Origin of the sequence: Rothia sp. HMSC072E10, assembly GCF_001813965.1 — a bacterium.
In the GTDB taxonomy this organism is placed as follows: domain Bacteria; phylum Actinomycetota; class Actinomycetes; order Actinomycetales; family Micrococcaceae; genus Rothia; species Rothia mucilaginosa_A.
In genome coordinates this window covers 41313-58120 of the sequence record NZ_KV814490.1, presented here as the reverse complement: position 1 = coordinate 58120, position 16808 = coordinate 41313, and the positions used below count along the sequence as shown (strand labels likewise).

The window sequence follows — 16808 nt, the reverse complement described above, 5'->3', positions numbered from 1 at the left end:
TTAGCCCGTTCGCGAACGGCTGAGTTTTTGCTGGCCGCGGTGATTCTCTCTCATGGCGGTACCTGATGGGTTCAAACGCACCCAATCGTAACGAAAAATTCGAACGTTGAACGAAAAAATGGAAAGGGTTCACCTAACTGTAAGTGCCTTATCTTGTGTGAACCTCGTTCAAGCCTCGAAACTTTTGGCTTAGGTGCGCCTTCGAGAGGGCATAAATGCGATTTCACCTAAACAAAAGGCGTAAAATATATGGTGAACCAGGTATGTAACAGACAGGCTCGTGCCGCTAGCCACTTCGCGTTGCGTAAGGACTTCCAGGGCGAGCCGCTTTGGTTTGTTAGGAAAGCTTTCGGAACGAGCCGGAGGCTGCGCATACCACCCTACCGGGATGAGAACTCCCGGTACCTGAGACTAGGAAGTAACTAACATGGCATTCACTAAGGTGGCACAGGACCGTCCCCGCGTCCTGATTGTCGGTGGTGGCTACGTCGGCTTCACCGTTGCTAAGAAGATTCAGAAGGCTATCAAGGAGACCGGTGGCGTCGTCACCATCGTCGAGCCGAACCCCTACATGACCTACCAGCCCTTCCTCCCCGAGGTTGCGGCAGGTTCCATGGAAGGCCGTAACGCAACCGTGCCGCTGCGTCAGCACCTGCGCGACACCGAGCTGATTCCCGGCCGTGTTGTCTCCATCGACCATGCAAACCGCACTGCCGTCGTTGAGCCCACCGATAATGGCGAGCCCTTCGAGCTGAAGTACGACGAGATCGTGCTGGGCGCCGGTGCCGTGACCCGTGCCTTCCCGATTCCGGGTCTGGCAGACGTGGCCATCGGCATGAAGACCATCGAAGAGGCCGTCTCGGTTCGTAACTGGGTTCTGGACCGCATCGAGGTCGCATCCCTGCTGACCGACGCTGAGGCTCGTCGTCGCGCCCTGACCTTCGTGATCGTGGGCGGTGGCTTCGCCGGTATCGAGACCATCTCCGAGCTCGAGGACATGGCACGCGTGGCTGTCGAGCGTAACGAGCGCCTGTCTGTCTCCGATCTGCACTTCGTGCTGATTGAGGCCGCACCGCGCATCATGCCCGAGGTCCCCGCAGACCGCGCCGAGAAGGTTGTCGCAGAGCTGCGCGCCCGCGGCATCGAGGTTCTGCTCAACACCTCCCTGGCTGACGCAACCGACGGCAACCTGCAGCTGATCAACATGGCTGACAAGTCCCCCGCCGGCGAGATCTCCACCGACACCCTGATTTGGACCGCAGGTGTGGCAGCATCCCCGATGCTGAAGAACACCGACTTCCCGATTGACGAGCGCGGCCGCGTGCGCGTGAGCGCCGACCTGCGCGTCACCGGTGATGACGGTGTGGTTGAGGGCGCATGGGCTGCAGGCGATAACGCTGCTGTTCCGGACCTCTCCGGCGGCGGCGTGGGCGGCTTCTGCGTCCCCAACGCTCAGCACGCTTCCCGCCAGGCTGTTGTTCTGGCTAAGAACCTGCTGGCTGCTCGCCGCGGCGAGCCCCTGACCGACTACTACCACGAGACCATCGGTGTTGTGGCAGGCCTGGGCCTGTGGAAGGGCGTTGCAAACTTCAAGGGCAAGACCATTGGTGGCCCGCTGGCTTGGATGATGCACCGCGGCTACCACGGTTCCGCAATCCCCACCGCCGAGCGTACCGTTCGCGTTATGACCACCTGGGCTCTGAACCAGATCTTCGGTCGCGACACCTCCTCGATTCGCCACCAGCGCTCCCCGCGCCTGGCATTCCAGGAAGCAACCGGTACCGCTCCCGCACCGCATAAGGCAAAGCTCTAAACCGAGCTGGCCGATAGTCGGTGAGGCCACTTAGGCCTTGGACGTGAAACGGGCGGCGCCGAAGACTTCGGTCTTCGGCGCCGCCCGTTGCCGCGTTCGTGGCGTTTCCCGGGATTGGCGCTTCGTCACCCAACCTGCCCCGCCTCGGGTGAGAGCCAGTGCGGGTTCTTGGGTACCGAGGCGCGGATATGCGTTACTCGGGATTCGTGGAATAATGGTGTTCTATGTTTGGTGTGCACCAAACGAGCCCCCATAGTCCAATTGGCAGAGACAGAGGACTTAAAATCCTTGTGTTCTGGGTTCGAGTCCCAGTGGGGGCACTCGTCGGTCGTCAAACGGTGACGCATACAGGGCGGCGGTCCATTCCCCGAGGGGAAATGGACCGCCGCCCTTCGCCGTAGCATCGCCGCTATAGCCTCGATGCGGAGGCAGAACAACGTTTCGATTAAAAGGCGATGCCCCCGACCCATACTATCGGGGGCATCGCCGAGCACGCGGCGGTGCTCTCTTCACCGCGGGTAGATAAGGGCCGCGCGCTGCCGGAATCAGCGCGGCCTGGCGGTGAAGCCTGGTTCGACTACCGGTGATTGGTTGCCCGTGCAGGGCACCGATTCGGAGGTCGAAAGTCTATCTGTGGACGCTACTTGCGGCGTGCGAAGAGCGCGTCGATGGAGAACTTGCCAGCGCCGGTGAAGAAGAAGGCTGCTGCGATTGCGGCAAGGGTGAGGACGTATTCGTAGCCGCCCTTGGATGAGGAGAAACCTGCCGCGAGGTGGACGAAGATGAGCGCGCCGCTCATGGATACTACGGATGCTGCTGCCGCGATGCGGGTGCCTACACCCAGGATAATCATGGTGCCGCCGAGTAGTTCGGTCGCCATGGCGAAGTATGCCGCTGCGGCTGCCATGGGGATGCCCATCTGCTCGAAGGATGCGACGGTACCCGCGGGGGTCCATTCGAATGCCTTCTGGATGCCGTGCATAATCATGACGAAGCCGAAGACGAGGCGGAGGATGAGCAGGCCGGTGGATTTCGTGGTGTCGTTGTTCATGCCCCTAAGTTTGACAAGTAAAGTTTTACACTTCAAGTAAATTCAGTTCGTAGCGGAAAAGAGTGCAAAAGTGGTGAAAAATAGGGCAAAAAAGTGATCTGCATCCCAAAAATTGGGGTTTTAGATGACGTTTTGTGACGGTGCTCAATACATAAAACCTCCTAGCGGCGGCATTCGGAACCTCAAAAACATGAGACCCTTAAAGGAGTACAGCCGCAGGCGCACCCGCCCTGAATGGGATAGCAGAGCCAGAAAGGCATAGCATGCAGACTCAGCCCTCTCTCATTGCCGTCGATATGGATGGCACCTTCCTCACCGACGCGAAGACCTTCGACACCGAACGCTTCTCCGCGATTCTCGATCGCCTGGATGCGCGCGGTATTCGATTCGTGGTGGCCAGCGGCAACACCTATGCCAAGCTGCAGGATTACATGCGTGGCTTTGAGAACCGAGGCCTCATCTACATTGCTGAGAACGGCGCCTACCTGGCAGACGATAGCGGCCAGCTGGCGGTGCACCCCTTCCTAGAGGAAGACGTTCCCGCCATCTACGAAGTGCTGGAGGGGCTGAAGCAGATTGGCTTACTCGTGTGCACCACTGAAGGAATCTTCCTACCGAAGGATCGCCGCGAACAGATTGTGCACGTCATCCGTAATTATTTTGAGGACACGGGCCAGAGTATTCCCGATACCCTGACCCTGGAGGACTTTGCGGCTTTCTTCTTCCCCGGCGCGATTCTGGTTGACTCCATTGAGGAGGTTCGCGGGGCACCCATCAAGTTCCCGCTGCTGACCCCTCCGGCGCAGACCCAAAGCATTAACGCGCACCTGCGCGAGGTGCTGCCCGAGGGTGTGACCCCGCTGGTTAGTGGCTTCGGGGCAATCGACCTGGTTCGCACGGGCGTGAATAAGGCGACGGGTCTGCAGGATCTCTGTGAACGATTTGGCTACAGCCCCGAAGGAATCCTCGCCTTCGGCGACGGCGAGAACGATAGCCGGATGCTCAGCTTCGCCGGACACGGCGTGGCCACGGGGAATGCCGTGCCGAGCGTGAAGGAGCTGGCCGATGAGGTGATCGGCACGAACGAGGAGCAGGCCGTCCTGAGCTATCTGGAAGACCTGCTGGATGCGCTGGATGCACGCGACGCCTCCTAGCATCTCTCGCCGGCCTCTTACGAAAGTCTGGTGTCTGCGCGGAGTCGCGCTATGTGAGACTATGCCGTGCTCAGAACGAACAGAAGCGTGAGCTGGGCAACCATCGGTTAGAATTAAACGCATTAGTAGTACTTATCTATCCAAGGAGAGAAAGATGGCGGGAAACCCGCTTATTAATTCAATGACGAAGAAGCAGGGGCAGGGCGATCCTCGCTTCGGTCGCTTCGGCGCCGGTGGCCAGGCTCAGCAGAGCCAGCAGCAGGCTTACGGTCAGCAGAGCCAGCCCCAGTACGGCCAGGCTCAGTATGGCCAGCAGGGCTACGGTCAGCCGCAGTACACCGATTACAGTGCTCCGACCTACTCCGAGCCGACCTACTCCGAGCCGACCTACTCCGAGCCGGTTCCGGCCGGTGAGCGTCTGACCATGAACGACGTGCTGGTCAAGACCGCCATTAACCTGGGCCTGGTCGTGGTGGGCGCCGTGGTCGCATGGTACGTGCCCGTGCTGATGCTCCTGGGTCTGCTGGGCGGCCTGGTGCTGGGCCTCGTGAACTCCTTCAAGCAGAAGGTTTCCCCGGTTTTGGTCATGGCCTACGCGCTCATGGAGGGCATGATGCTGGGCGGTCTGTCCGCCATCGTCAACCTGCGCTACCCGGGCACCGCCATCCAGGCGGTTCTGGCAACCATCGTGGTTGCGGGTGTGACCCTGGCTCTCTTCGCCAACGGCAAGATTCGCACCACCCCCAAGCTGAATAAGATTTTCATGATTGGTGCGCTCAGCTACCTGGGTTACGGCCTGGTGTCCATGCTGACCGCTGGTCTCTTCGGCTTCTCGCTGAATAGCATGAGCATCGGTGGTATCCCGCTGGGTCTGCCGATTGCTCTGATCGCGGTTGCGATGGCAACCTACTCGCTGCTGATTGACTACACCACGACCGCCGAGGCTGTGGATGCGGGTCTGCCGCAGAGCGAGTCCTGGCGCCTGGCTTTCGGCCTGACCGCATCGCTGGTGTGGCTGTACGTTGAGATTCTGCGCGTACTCATGTATCTGGCAAGCATCTTCAGCAACGACTAAAAATTCGTACGAAGCGGCGGTACCGTAGCGGTGCCGCCGCTTTCGCGGCTTTGGCGGGGTTTAGCGCCCCACGAATACCGGCTCGCCCAGCAACCTGGCGGGCTTGAGAAAGAGAGACAGCGTGAAGCATATATCGAGTGCCGAAGAACGTCGGGCGGGGGAGGGCTACCGGGTTCCCTTCGCCGTGGACGTGGCCGGCGCGTGGTCCTGGCGCCTCATCGTGATTGCCGGCGCGGGCTGGGTCGTGTGGAAGGGCTTGGGGCACGTCTCCCTGCTGGTCATCGCGATGATGGTGGCCATGCTCCTGGCGGCTCTGCTGAGCCCGACCGTCATGCTCCTGCGGAAGAAAGGCGTGCGGGCCGGCGGCGCGGCTGCCATCGCCGAGCTGGGTCTGCTGCTGCTTCTCGCCGTGATTATTTCGCTGACCGGTCAGCAGCTGGTGCGCGGTTTCGCCACGATGGCTAATAAGGCGGTGCAGGGCTATCAGCAGCTCGTGGACTGGCTGAAGAGCCTCGGGTACGATTTGGGTGCTGACCAGCTGAACCAGCTCCTGCACCAGATTGAGAACACTTTTAAGGACAATCCGAACACCGTGCTGAACGGCGTGTCTCGGGTCGGTTCGACCGCTGCCGATGTCGCAACCGGTGTGCTCCTAACCCTGTTCACGCTACTTTTCTTCCTGATGGAGGGCGAACGCATCTGGCTGTTCGTCGTCGGTCTCTTCCCCAAGGACGCGCGCGAGGCCGTGAATGGTGCGGGCCGCGCGGGCTGGAAGTCCCTGGGCGCCTATGTCCGCGTGCAGATTCTGGTGGCCGCGATTGATGCCATCGGTATCGGCCTGGGCGCCGCCATCCTGGGTGTGCCCCTGGCGATTCCGCTGGGCGTGCTGGTGTTCCTGGGTTCCTTTATCCCGGTGATTGGTGCGCTGTTCTCCGGTGTCGTGGCGGTGCTTCTGGCGCTCGTGGCCCTGGGGCCGGTGCAGGCGCTGATTATGCTGGGCATCGTGCTACTGGTGCAGCAGGTGGAGTCGCATATTCTGCAGCCGCTCATCATGGGTAAGGCTGTATCACTGCACCCACTGGCCGTGATTTTCTCGGTGGCCGGCGGCTCCATGATTTTCGGTGCCGTGGGCGCGCTGTTCGCGGTGCCGACGCTGGCCGTGGTGAACTCGGTGGTGCGCTACCTGGCGGATCGCGGTTGGGAACACGATCCTAACCTGCGCGATGAGGAGTTCCTCTTCCCGCACGAGGTGGCTCGCCGCGAGCAGGCTGAGGAGAAGGCCCAGGAACGGCAGGAGAGCGTCAAGAAGCTGGCCTCCCGAGTGCCGCGCCATCAGAAGGCTGAGGAGCCTGAGAATCGGGCTTCCGAGGCTTCGGACTCCTCCGAAGACTAGGGGCCTGCATCGAGCGGGAGGTTTTGGCGTAGGGCACCCCGCCATCCTCGATAACGCACCGCTAACTCGTCCCGGCGATACCGCCGGCCGCGATGCCGTCTACGGCGGTGTCTCGCCAGGGGGCTACTCGCGACCGGGTAGCCCCCTTCGCTGTACCCATCCTCTAAAATGGGATGAGCAATACATCACCGTCCCGCGCCCGCGGGACAACGCACCGTCAGAATGGAAAACCCGTGAGCGTAGATCTCGACTCCCTGCCCGTGACCATTACCGATATTGAACGTGCCGCAGAGCTGCTCGAAGGCGTTATTGAACGCACCCCGGTCGCCCATTCGCGTGCCCTGAGCCAGCGCCTGGGTTCCGAGGTGTTCTTCAAGTGTGAGAACCTGCAACGCGCCGGTTCGTTCAAGGTGCGCGGCGCGTATGTGCGCATGGCAAAGCTCTCCGAGGAGGAGAAGAATCGCGGCGTGGTGGCCGCGAGCGCGGGTAACCACGCGCAGGGTGTGGCCCTGGCGGCTGACCGCCTGGGCATTAAGGCCCGCATCTACATGCCGCTGGGCGCGGCGCTGCCGAAGATTACCGCAACCCGCGATCACGGTGCCGAGGTTGAGCTGTACGGCGTGACCGTGGACGAGGCCCTGGCGGAGGCGAAGCGCTACGCCGAAGAGACCGGCGCGGTCTTCGTGCACCCCTTCGATAACGAAGACATTATCGCGGGCCAGGGCACGATTGGCCTGGAGATTCTGGAGCAGGTGCCCGATGTGGATACCGTCATCGTGGGTGTTGGCGGCGGCGGTCTGCTGGCCGGCCTGTCCGCGGCGATTCGCGCGAAGGAGCAGGAGCTCGGCAAGAAGATCAAGATTATCGGTGTTCAGGCTGAGCACGCCGCGGCCTACCCGCTGTCCCTCGCTGCGGATGCTCTGGTGCCCCTGAAGAAGGTCTCCACCATCGCCGACGGTATCGCCGTGGGTCGCCCCGGCCAGATGCCCTTCTCCATCATCAAGGAGCTGGTGGATGACGTGGCGACCGTGAGCGAAGACGATATCGCCCGCGCCCTCATTTTCCTCATGGAACGCAACAAGCTCGTGGTGGAGCCCGCCGGTTCGGTGCCCGTGGCGGCGCTGATGAACGGCAAGCTGAAGGAAGAGTACGGCGACCTAGGCACCGTCGTGTGCGTGCTCTCGGGCGGCAATATCGACCCGATGCTCATGCTGAAGGTGATTCAGCGCGGTCTTTCTGCTGCCGGCCGCTACATGACCATTAAGATGATGCTCTCTGACCGCCCGGGTGAGCTGGCAACCATCTCACGCATCATCTCCGAGAACGACGCGAACGTTACCGGTGTGGATCACACCCGCGTGGGTGGCTCGCTCTCCATGGGCGATGTGTCCATCACCATCGACATGGAAACCAAGGGTGTGGAGCACTGCCGCCAGGTCATTTCTGCCTTGGAGGACGAGGGCTTCAAACCGATTATCGTCTACTAAGCCGACCTTACATTTTGTGGGTTGCCGCTCGCTCGTGAATCTTCACGCGGTGAAGCGGAAGACATAAAAAGTGCGGGGTGCCGATTCCGAAGAATCGGCACCCCGCACTTTTAGCGTGTTGGCGCCGGGGCCGTGGACCTCGACAGCCGCAAATCTATGAGCCTCGACTTAGGCGTGGTAGGGGGTCACAGAGACAATCTTGGCGCTCAGCTCCTTGCCGTTCGGAGCGGTGTAGGAAACCTCGTCGCCCTGCTTAGCGCCCAGGATTGCGGCACCCAGCGGAGACTTCTCCGAGAAGACCTTCAGATCGGTACCGGCGGGGAGGGTGTCCTCAATCTCGCGGGAACCAAGCAGGAACTTCAAGTGGCGGCCCGCAACCTCGGCCTCAATGACCATACCCAGGGCCACGACGCCGTCGTCGACGGGAGCGTCGCCAATGTGGGCGGTCTCCAGCAGGTGCTTGAGCTGCTTGATGCGTGCCTCGTTCTTGGCCTGCTCGTCGCGGGCGGCGTGGTAGCCGCCGTTCTCACGGAGGTCGCCCTCGTCGCGTGCCTGCGCGATGCGGTCGACGATTTCCTGACGGTACGGGCCGGAGAGGTACTCCAGCTCCTGGGTGAGACGGTCGAAGGCGTCCTGAGTGAGCCATGCACCGGTGTTGTCAGCCATGCGTATCCTTTGCTTGTGCGCCGGCGTTGCCGGTGCGAAACGAATAAACCCGCTACCGTGTGCCGCGTTCAATGCGCGGCGGCGCCGGTAACGGAATGAATCAACAGACCTATTTTAGAGCACCGGAGGGTTTTCGGCTGGTAGCTCGGTCGCTTCTTCCCCTCTGAGCGCACCTTTGAGCGTATCCTCGACGATGCGCGGGCCGACGGCAGAAAAGCCGGGCGGACGGTGGCTGCCGCATACTTGAGATTCCCCAGCGCTTCTCCGGATACACCCCCGGATATGACCTTACGTTTCACGATGTCACACGGCGTCATCTGCGCTAGTGAACCTTCCCGACCCCGGGTATCATACGAGGAGTTACACCGGCGTTGTTTCGTAATGCTTTCGTCGTGGCCTTCGGATAATCACCGGAAGGCGCCGACGCATCCCGCACCTAATACGCCACCCACCGCACCGCCAGGCACTAACCCAAAGGACACCACCGTGAGCGAAGCCATCGAACAGCTGAAGGCGAACCTGCCGACTCACCCTCCCGTCGAGGCTATTAAGCCGCTGGAGGAGGACTACACCGGTCTGCGCATCCTGGCCGTGCACGCACACCCGGACGACGAATCCTCCAAGGGCGCAGGTACCGCATCCGCGTATATCGCCCGTGGCGCGCGCTTCATGGTGGCGACGATGACCGGCGGCGAGCGCGGCGACATTCTGAATGAGGAGGTCGATAAGAGCCCGCGTGCGCACCGTGACCTGCCGGGTCTGCGCCGCGCTGAGATGGCGGCTGCCCGCGAGATTATGGGTATTGAGCACCGCTGGATTGGCTTCTTCGACTCGGGCCTGCCCGAAGGCGACCCCATGCCGTCGCTTCCCTTCGGTAGCTTTGGCACCATGCCCCTGGACCGTGCCGCCGCGCCGCTCGTGCGTCTGGTGCGTGAATACCGCCCGCACATCATCATCACCTATGACGAGATCGGCGGCTACCCGCACCCCGACCACATCATGACCCACAAGGTTGCCGTGGAAGCATTCGAGAAGGCAGGCGACCCGGAAGCCTACGTGGGTGAGGGAGAGCCCTGGACCCCGCTGAAGCTCTATTACGACCGCGCATTCAACCCCGAACGCACCCTGGCCCTGCACGAGCATCTGCTCGATACGCACGGTGAGAGCCTGCTGAGCGGCTGGATTGAGAACCTCGCGCACCGCGCCTCCTCGGGGGAGGCGCCTCGCCACGAGACTACGACCCGCATCCTGGTGACCGACCACTTTGAGCAGCGCGATCAGGCTTTGCGCGCGCACGCATCGCAGGTGGACCCGAACGGCGTGTTCTTCGCCGTTCCCAGCGAACAGCTGAAGGATATTTGGCCCTGGGAGGACTACACGCTGGCCGCCTCGCACGCTGAGGTTCAGCTGCCCGAATCTAGCCTGGACGAGGGCCTGAGCGACTACTACGTCATCTAGAGCTCAGCCACGATGCTTCTTCAGCGCCCCCGGTTCCGCCCCGTGATGCATACGGAGAGCGGGGCCGGGGCCTTCGCATGAGTACCCACTCCGGGTCCGGGCCCCGTCTGAGCCCCCGGAAGCTCAAACTTTGAGCCGATTCTCAGCCCTTCCGCACCCGCGGGGAGCCCCGCGGCGCGCGCCCGGGGCGTAGAATTAGAGCTTGGGCTCTCACACCGTAGAGCCCGTGATGCATCCGCTTCGACAGCCGAATGAGGTACGAGCCATGAGCGCTAACGCCCTGCCCGTGATTACCGTGCACGGTCATGCCAGCAACCCCGGTACTGTCACGGAGCTGACCGTCTACGAGCGGGCCCTGGAGCGCTCGCTGAGCCCTGAAATCCTGCCCGCCCACATTGGAGTGCTGGTGGACGGCAACCGCCGCTGGGCGGCTCAGCGCGGCTTGAGCACCCGTGAGGGCCACGCCGCCGGTGCGGAGCGAATTATTGATTTTCTGGCCTGGTGCGCCGAGCTGTCGATTCCGCAGGTGAGCCTGTACATGCTCTCGGTTGAGAACCTCAAGCGCCCCGAGCAGGAACTGACCGGCCTGGTGGCGGTCATCGATAACTTCCTGGTACGGCTGGTGGAGGCTGCGTGCGGTCCTGTGCGCGCCATCGGCAATATTGACCTGATTCCTCGTCAGCTACACGAGCGCCTGGACTGGGCGATTGAGCAGACTGCGCACCTATCCGGCGTGCGGGTGAACATTGCGGTCGGTTACGGCGGCCGCCAGGAGATTGTGGATGCGGTCCGCTCGGTTCTGCGCGAGGCCGCCGCTGAGGGCACATCCTTGGAATCGCTTGCCGAACAGCTGAGCGTGGAGAATATTTCTTCGCACCTGTACACCGCCGATATGCCTGACCCGGACCTGCTGATTCGTACCTCGGGCGAGCAGCGCCTGTCCGGTTTTATGACCTGGCAGAGCGCGTATTCTGAGTTTTATTTCTGCCGTGCCCTGTGGCCGGATTTCACGCGCGTTGATTTTCTGCGTGCCCTGCGGGACTACGCGAACCGTTCCCGCCGCTTCGGCTCCTAGAACCTGCACGCTCTAGTGCCTATGCGCTCCAGTGCCGTCGGCTCGTGTTTCTTGGCTGGCCCTCCGACTAGCTGGTCCTCGTGGCTGGCAGCCTCCGGTAGTACTGCCTCCTGCATTACAGAATGGACGTTCTATGCTCGCTGAGCTTTCCCGCCTCTACAACGCAGGCGGCGCCTCCACAATTGCCGCTCTGGTGCTCGGCAGCTACCTGCTGTATTTTCTGTGGTGCGCCCTGCGGCTGTGGCGTATTGATGTGCGGGAGCACCGCCTGCCGCACCGCATCCTGATTCCTTTGGCTATTGCCACTTATACGGCGCTGCCTGTATCTTTGCTTTTTGCGGGCCGCCCCGCCGATATTTGGCGCGTGATTGGTGCCGGTCTGGTGCTGTGGTTCTGCTACGGGCTTCTGCGTATTCTGTCTTTTGGCGCGCTGGGCCGCGGGGATGTGAAGCTTGCCGGTATCCTGGGCGGCGTGCTCGGGTACCTGTCTTGGGCGAACCTGGGCTGGGCGTCGCTGGTAACGTTCCTTGCCGGTGGTCTGGTGTCTTTGGCTCTAGTGCTGTTCACGAAGGCGCGCGGTAGCACCCGCATTGCGTTCGGCCCGTTTATGCTTCTGGGTGCGCTGGTGGCGTTGGCGGCTCCTGCGTATTCTCTGTGGTAGATTCCGAAGTAGGGTGACCGTCCGGCTAAGCGGCGGGTTCGTTCTTCGTGCGGCTCGCGGCTGTTCGCTCTGCTCCCTAGCACCTATTTCTCGGCAGAACTGCCGGGGCTTTTGAAAGGTTGATGTTATGCCTACTCCTCCCTATATCCGTAAGCTGCGTGAGCGGATTGGTTCGGATTACCTGTGGCTGTCCGGCGCGACGGCTGTGGTGTACCGTGAGCAGGATTCTAAGGTGCTGCTGGTGCGCCGTAGCGATAACGGGGCGTGGACCCCGATCACGGGCATTGTGGACCCGGGCGAGAGCCCCGCACTGACCTGCCTGCGTGAGGCACAGGAGGAAGCGAACGTGCAGATTGAGGTGCTGGAGCTGGCACAGGTGAAGGCTGACCCGCCGATGCAGTTCGGCAATGGTGACCGCTGCCAGTTCTTGGATCATACGTTCTTGTGCCGCTGGGTTTCTGGTGAGGCGAAGGTGAACGACGAGGAGTCTTCGCAGGTGCGTTGGGTGGATGTGTCTGACCCGGCGGAGCGTGCGTTGCTTTCGGAGCGGATGCTGGACCGTATTGATGCGGCGCTGAACTATGACGGTCACTGCCGTTTTGGTTTGGAGTCGGTGCCGCCGGAAGAGTACTAGACAGCTACTGGGACTGAGTAAAAGCCTCCGAATGAGGCGTGTAGATACAGAGGGAGGGGCGACCCGCCGTCATGGCAAGTCGCCCCTCCCAGCATTTTTATGACAGTTTGTTACATGTTATTGGGTGGTTCTTCCTGCTTTTCTGTGGGATTGAAGAGCTAAAATCCCAAGTTTTGCTGTGGCTTTGCCTTGTTTATGTCTTTTTTACTTTAAGTTGTGCCTGTGTGTCGAGTTATGGGTGGTGCGCATGAGATGCTTTATATATGACACGGGTTACATTGGGAGTGACGGCCCCGTATTAGTCAGTAACCCGAGAAAGATTCGTTCACGTGATGTTCTGGTGAGCGTAGTCGCTTTCCTTTTACTCTGCCTATAAATCTTTAAGGCATGCCATTTTTCTGTGAACTAGGCTCATTGTGTTCATCGCAATTCTTGGGCGCTATTTTGATGCGTCCTGGAAGGAGCAAAGCATGACAACACATAAAATACCCTGGAGAATCTACGTAGCCCTTATCGGCTCTCTGGTAGGTACAGGAATATATTCCTTCGCCCTACCCATCGCGATTCTCGCTAGTACAGGCGAAATTGGGTTGGCTGGCGTGATGGCGGTAGCCATGCAAATCCCCAATATCGCCTTGGCATATCCACTAGCAACCCTATCGGATAGTCTGCCTCGAAAACCTATGATTGTGATTGCCGGGGCAGTAAACATCCTCAGCATCCTTACCTTGGCGTTGATGATTGAGCAGCATATGCTGTCATGGTTCGCCATCGCCGCACTAGGATTTGTGAGCGGTGTCTTCTCTGAGCTGGCTGCTGCCTCAGAAGCAGGATATATTCCGCAGCTTCTCGGACGAGAAAACCTTCTTTCGTACAATGCACGTCGTGAAATTTGCGAGGGAATATCCGCAATCATTGCGCCCCCTACAGCAGGGTTTATTGTTCTTGTCGCGGGTGCAACGGTCGGTCTTATCGTCCCGGTGCTCCTTTTCGGAGCGGCAACTATTTCATACGCAACGTTGCCATCCGTAGAGATGGAAACTAAAACTGAGCAACGCGAAACCGTACAACATGGGTTTATTCACCGCATGTTTGACGGTATCCAATACATGTTCTCCGGTGCCCCGCAGAGACTTATCCTTGTCTACACGTTCTTCTTGGCGGCAGCTACAGCATCGTATTCGCTCATTATTATTTACCGCCTGTATGAGGAGCTCACTTTTGAAGCCTCAGTGGTAGGTATGATTATGGCCTGCAGCGGTATCGGTGGTATCGTCGCGGCGCTCATCATCGATCGTTTCCTCTCTTTCGAGAACACACGAGGAATGCTACTGGTCGCCAATGTCGTATCCCTGCTCGGAATACCGCTGGTCACCATCAGCAATAACCCCGTAGTGCTCGGCGCACTGCTCTTCATCCTGGACGTAGGATGGGCATCAGCTTTCATCTTCTCCAACAATCTGCGTGATTGCATTACACCGAATGAGCTACTGGGGCGTGCCAGCTCCCTTGACGGTGCCGTGTTTGGGCTAGGAACGTTGTACTCCATGGGTGCGGTAGCACTGATGCTTGACCATCTCGGCTCCTTCAACGCTGCGCTTGTCGTCAGTATCCCGGCTGTACTCTGCCTCATCTACACGCTGGTCCACTATAAACAGTTCAAAGTGTTCAATATTGTTGAACAATAGTGAGAACCTGTTGCCAACTCAATGACGGGGCAGAGAACACAGACAGAAGGAGGGACGACCCGCCGTCATGGCGAGTCGCCCCTCCCTCTATGGTTAAGCCGCGAACCTCAGGTGAGGTTCAAGCGGGTGAGATTAGAAGTTGCCCAGCATCTTGGTGACGTCCAGAGCCGCATCCAGCTGCTCCTCAGTCACTTCGCCGCGCTCCACGTAGCCCAGAGCCACAACTGCCTCACGGACAGTCACCTTGTGAGCCACCGAGTACTTAGCGATCTTCGCAGCAGCCTCGTAACCAATCAGCTTGTTCAGCGGGGTCACGGTCGAGGGCGAAGCCTCAGCCAGGAAGCGGCAACGCTCAACGTTAGCGGTCAGACCGTCAACCATCTTCTCGGCGGCAACGCGAGAGACGTTAGCGAGCAGGCGGATCGACTGCAGCAGGTTAGCGGCCATCACCGGGATGCCCACGTTCAGCTCAAACGCGCCGTTGGTGGAAGACAGAGCAATGGTTGCGTCGTTACCGATGACCTGAGCGGCAACCTGAATGGTAGCCTCACAAATCACGGGGTTGACCTTACCGGGCATAATCGAGGAGCCGGGCTGCAGGTCGGGGATGTGCAGCTCGCCCAGGCCGGTGTTCGGGCCCGAACCCATCCAGCGGATGTCGTTGCTGATCTTCATCAGGCCGTACGCCAGGGTGCGCAGCTGACCGGAAACCTCAACCAGGCCGTCGCGGTTAGCCTGAGCCTCGAAGTGGTTACGAGCCTCGGTCAGGGGCAGGCCGGTCTCCTCGGCCAGCAGCTCAATCACGCGAGCAGAGAAGCCTGCCGGGGTGTTAATGCCGGTACCCACGGCGGTACCGCCCAGGGGAACCTCAGCCACGCGGGGCAGGGAAGCGTTCACACGCTCAATGCCGTAACGCACGGTTGCGGCGTAGCCGGAGAACTCCTGACCCAGGGTGATGGGGGTTGCGTCCATCAGGTGGGTACGACCGGACTTCACGACGTCCTTGAACTCAACGGACTTGCGCTCCAGGGACTCAGCGAGCACCTCGAGAGCGGGAATCAGGTCCTTTACCAGAGCCTCGGTCACAGCAACGTGAACGGAGGTGGGGAAGACGTCGTTGGAGGACTGGGAAGCGTTCACGTGGTCGTTGGGGTGAACCTCAATACCCTTGGACTCCAAGGAACGGGTTGCCAGGGTTGCCAGAACCTCGTTCGCGTTCATGTTCGAGGAGGTACCGGAACCGGTCTGGAAGACGTCAATGGGGAAGTGGGCGTCGTACTTACCGGTTGCTACCAGATCCGCTGCGTCGCGGATAGCCTGGGCGCGCTCAGCGTCGAGCACCTTGAGTTCCTCATTGGCGGTCGCGGCTGCCTTCTTCACGAGGGCAAGCGCACGAATATGGGCGGATTCGAGGGTCTGACCCGAAATCGGGAAGTTCTCGACTGCGCGCTGGGTCTGTGCACGGTAGAGTGCATCAGCCGGAACGCGAACTTCGCCCATGGTGTCATGTTCAATGCGGTATTCAATGTTTTCAGCCATATCTCTAGCATAGGCGTTCAAAGTGGCCCCCGTCGCCAAAATCCGGTGCCAGAAAAGGAAAAACGCTCATAAATTTTGCAGGATTCAGAGCACGGAAAAAGCCCCACCCCCGCGAATGTGGGAACACACCGTAGGGGAGGGGCTTACCCATGAAAAAACATGGTCTTGCGTGTGAACGAGTGGGTTCTCGCGGTGGGCCGTTTTATCGTCCCTCCAGAGAAATAAATCCGGGCTCTAGTCCAGGTTCTCGGCAATCACGACGCGCGGGGGAGTCTTCACGACCACGGGGAGCGTCTGGGTCGGTGGGTTCTGTTCATCGTTCTTCTCCTCCTGCAGAGCGAGGTCCTGCGAGCTGAACACCAGCTCCGCCTTACCCTCCTTCAGATGGTAGAAGACACCAATCACGGCGACCTTACCCTCAACCACCGCATCCGAAATGATGTGGGACTGCTCAATAATGCGGATGGCGGTCTGGCGGGTGTGCTCACGCACCATGTCGTTGACGACCGGGTTCTCCGGCAGCTTCGGGGACATTACCGAAGGCAGGATGTGCTGCACCAGGTTACGGATGAAGCCGTGCGGCATCTCGCCGGACTCCAGGGACTTGCTGGCCGCGGTCACGGCGCCGCAGGAGTCGTGGCCAAGAACCATCACGATGGGGGTCTCAAACTCCTCAACCGCGTACTCCAGCGAACCGAGCGCGGCGTTCTCCAGCACGTGGCCGGCGGTGCGCACCACGAAGGCATCGCCCAGGCCCAGGTCAAAAATAATTTCCGCCGCCAGGCGGGAGTCACCGCAACCAAAGATGGAGGCGAAGGGGAACTGGCCCGCAGCCAGGTCGGTGCGGCGGATGGTGTCCTGGTTGGGGTGCTCGTTGCTACCCTCAACGAAACGTCGGTTGCCGTCCTTCAGACGCTTCCATGCCTCTGCGGGGGTCGGCTGAACCTGGTTGGGCTTCTTAGCCATGGTGTCTTCTCCTTGATACCTGGGCGCAGGGGATGCGGTTTCGGCGACCCGAGCGGCCTCAATGGAGAGGTCCCTCACCAACGCCCAAAAGAACTTAACTCAAATATGCCCTAACGATGCAAAAAATAGCTAATGCGACGCGCCCTCG

General features: G+C 60.4%; 14 protein-coding genes and 1 tRNA gene. 11 read left to right on the top strand and 4 right to left on the bottom strand.

Annotated features, from left to right (window positions below):
- The first annotated feature begins 427 nt into the window (after nucleotides 1-427).
- Together HMPREF2944_RS05375 and HMPREF2944_RS05370 are read left to right on the top strand one after the other, a co-directional pair.
- Nucleotides 428-1813, top strand: coding sequence for an NAD(P)/FAD-dependent oxidoreductase (locus HMPREF2944_RS05375; RefSeq protein ID WP_070681253.1), 1386 nt, complete (start codon nucleotides 428-430; stop codon nucleotides 1811-1813).
- 246 nt (nucleotides 1814-2059) lie between these two features.
- A tRNA-Leu gene (locus HMPREF2944_RS05370) sits at nucleotides 2060-2133 on the top strand.
- A gap of 320 nt (nucleotides 2134-2453) precedes the next feature.
- Here HMPREF2944_RS05370 and HMPREF2944_RS05365 read toward each other — a convergent pair.
- Nucleotides 2454-2864, bottom strand: a complete 411-nt coding sequence (locus HMPREF2944_RS05365) for a DoxX family protein (RefSeq protein WP_070681250.1) — start codon at nucleotides 2862-2864, stop codon at nucleotides 2454-2456.
- 263 nt (nucleotides 2865-3127) lie between these two features.
- Here HMPREF2944_RS05365 and HMPREF2944_RS05360 point away from each other — a divergent pair, with 263 nt between their 5' ends.
- The 4 genes from HMPREF2944_RS05360 to ilvA all read left to right on the top strand — a co-directional run bounded on the left by HMPREF2944_RS05360 (nucleotide 3128) and on the right by ilvA (nucleotide 7973).
- Complete coding sequence (locus tag HMPREF2944_RS05360) at nucleotides 3128-4018, top strand: Cof-type HAD-IIB family hydrolase (RefSeq protein ID WP_070681247.1); 891 nt, start codon at nucleotides 3128-3130, stop codon at nucleotides 4016-4018.
- Between the two features lie 154 nt (nucleotides 4019-4172).
- On the top strand, nucleotides 4173-5093 hold the full coding sequence (locus HMPREF2944_RS05355) for a Bax inhibitor-1/YccA family protein (protein ID WP_070681244.1): 921 nt from the start codon (nucleotides 4173-4175) through the stop codon (nucleotides 5091-5093).
- A gap of 130 nt (nucleotides 5094-5223) precedes the next feature.
- Entirely contained in the window at nucleotides 5224-6486 is a 1263-nt protein-coding gene (locus tag HMPREF2944_RS05350; RefSeq protein ID WP_371440406.1) for an AI-2E family transporter, read from the top strand.
- A gap of 233 nt (nucleotides 6487-6719) precedes the next feature.
- A complete protein-coding gene (ilvA, locus tag HMPREF2944_RS05345; RefSeq protein WP_070482909.1) occupies nucleotides 6720-7973 on the top strand; it encodes a threonine ammonia-lyase in 1254 nt (417 codons plus the stop codon).
- 168 nt (nucleotides 7974-8141) lie between these two features.
- Here ilvA and greA read toward each other — a convergent pair whose 3' ends face one another.
- Nucleotides 8142-8639 carry a transcription elongation factor GreA gene (gene greA, locus HMPREF2944_RS05340; RefSeq protein WP_049346542.1) on the bottom strand — a complete coding sequence of 166 codons (498 nt, stop codon included), beginning with the start codon at nucleotides 8637-8639 and terminating at the stop codon, nucleotides 8142-8144.
- Nucleotides 8640-9125: 486 nt separating this feature from the next.
- Here greA and mca point away from each other — a divergent pair, with 486 nt between their 5' ends.
- The 5 genes from mca (at nucleotide 9126) to HMPREF2944_RS05315 (ending at nucleotide 14155) form a co-directional block, all read left to right on the top strand.
- Complete coding sequence (gene mca, locus HMPREF2944_RS05335) at nucleotides 9126-10097, top strand: mycothiol conjugate amidase Mca (RefSeq protein ID WP_070681238.1); 972 nt, start codon at nucleotides 9126-9128, stop codon at nucleotides 10095-10097.
- Nucleotides 10098-10362: 265 nt separating this feature from the next.
- The gene (uppS, locus tag HMPREF2944_RS05330; RefSeq protein WP_070681235.1) at nucleotides 10363-11172 is read left to right on the top strand and encodes a polyprenyl diphosphate synthase; all 810 of its coding nucleotides are present in this window, start codon (nucleotides 10363-10365) and stop codon (nucleotides 11170-11172) included.
- 133 nt (nucleotides 11173-11305) lie between these two features.
- Complete coding sequence (locus HMPREF2944_RS05325; RefSeq protein WP_070681232.1) at nucleotides 11306-11833, top strand: prepilin peptidase; 528 nt, start codon at nucleotides 11306-11308, stop codon at nucleotides 11831-11833.
- A gap of 127 nt (nucleotides 11834-11960) precedes the next feature.
- On the top strand, nucleotides 11961-12467 hold the full coding sequence (locus HMPREF2944_RS05320) for an NUDIX hydrolase (protein ID WP_005506863.1): 507 nt from the start codon (nucleotides 11961-11963) through the stop codon (nucleotides 12465-12467).
- A gap of 470 nt (nucleotides 12468-12937) precedes the next feature.
- Nucleotides 12938-14155, top strand: a complete 1218-nt coding sequence (locus HMPREF2944_RS05315) for an MFS transporter (RefSeq protein ID WP_070681229.1) — start codon at nucleotides 12938-12940, stop codon at nucleotides 14153-14155.
- Nucleotides 14156-14287: 132 nt separating this feature from the next.
- Here HMPREF2944_RS05315 and HMPREF2944_RS05310 read toward each other — a convergent pair whose 3' ends face one another.
- Together HMPREF2944_RS05310 and HMPREF2944_RS05305 are read right to left on the bottom strand one after the other, a co-directional pair.
- A complete protein-coding gene (locus HMPREF2944_RS05310) occupies nucleotides 14288-15694 on the bottom strand; it encodes a class II fumarate hydratase (protein WP_070681226.1) in 1407 nt (468 codons plus the stop codon).
- A 234-nt stretch (nucleotides 15695-15928) separates the two neighbouring features.
- Complete coding sequence (locus HMPREF2944_RS05305; protein WP_049358319.1) at nucleotides 15929-16660, bottom strand: carbonic anhydrase; 732 nt, start codon at nucleotides 16658-16660, stop codon at nucleotides 15929-15931.
- Nucleotides 16661-16808 lie beyond the last annotated feature (148 nt).

Excerpts from the sequence above, each read along its gene's own strand:
- HMPREF2944_RS05375 (WP_070681253.1), top strand. The coding sequence starts at position 428 with ATGGCATTCACTAAGGTGGCACAGGACCGTCCCCGCGTCCTGATTGTC.
- uppS (WP_070681235.1), top strand. The coding sequence starts at position 10,363 with ATGAGCGCTAACGCCCTGCCCGTGATTACCGTGCACGGTCATGCCAGC.
- HMPREF2944_RS05355 (WP_070681244.1), top strand. The coding sequence starts at position 4,173 with ATGGCGGGAAACCCGCTTATTAATTCAATGACGAAGAAGCAGGGGCAG.
- HMPREF2944_RS05320 (WP_005506863.1), top strand. The coding sequence starts at position 11,961 with ATGCCTACTCCTCCCTATATCCGTAAGCTGCGTGAGCGGATTGGTTCG.
- HMPREF2944_RS05305 (WP_049358319.1), bottom strand. The coding sequence starts at position 16,660 with ATGGCTAAGAAGCCCAACCAGGTTCAGCCGACCCCCGCAGAGGCATGG.
- greA (WP_049346542.1), bottom strand. The coding sequence starts at position 8,639 with ATGGCTGACAACACCGGTGCATGGCTCACTCAGGACGCCTTCGACCGT.
- HMPREF2944_RS05325 (WP_070681232.1), top strand. The coding sequence starts at position 11,306 with ATGCTCGCTGAGCTTTCCCGCCTCTACAACGCAGGCGGCGCCTCCACA.
- HMPREF2944_RS05360 (WP_070681247.1), top strand. The coding sequence starts at position 3,128 with ATGCAGACTCAGCCCTCTCTCATTGCCGTCGATATGGATGGCACCTTC.
- HMPREF2944_RS05365 (WP_070681250.1), bottom strand. The coding sequence starts at position 2,864 with ATGAACAACGACACCACGAAATCCACCGGCCTGCTCATCCTCCGCCTC.
- HMPREF2944_RS05315 (WP_070681229.1), top strand. The coding sequence starts at position 12,938 with ATGACAACACATAAAATACCCTGGAGAATCTACGTAGCCCTTATCGGC.
- HMPREF2944_RS05310 (WP_070681226.1), bottom strand. The coding sequence starts at position 15,694 with ATGGCTGAAAACATTGAATACCGCATTGAACATGACACCATGGGCGAA.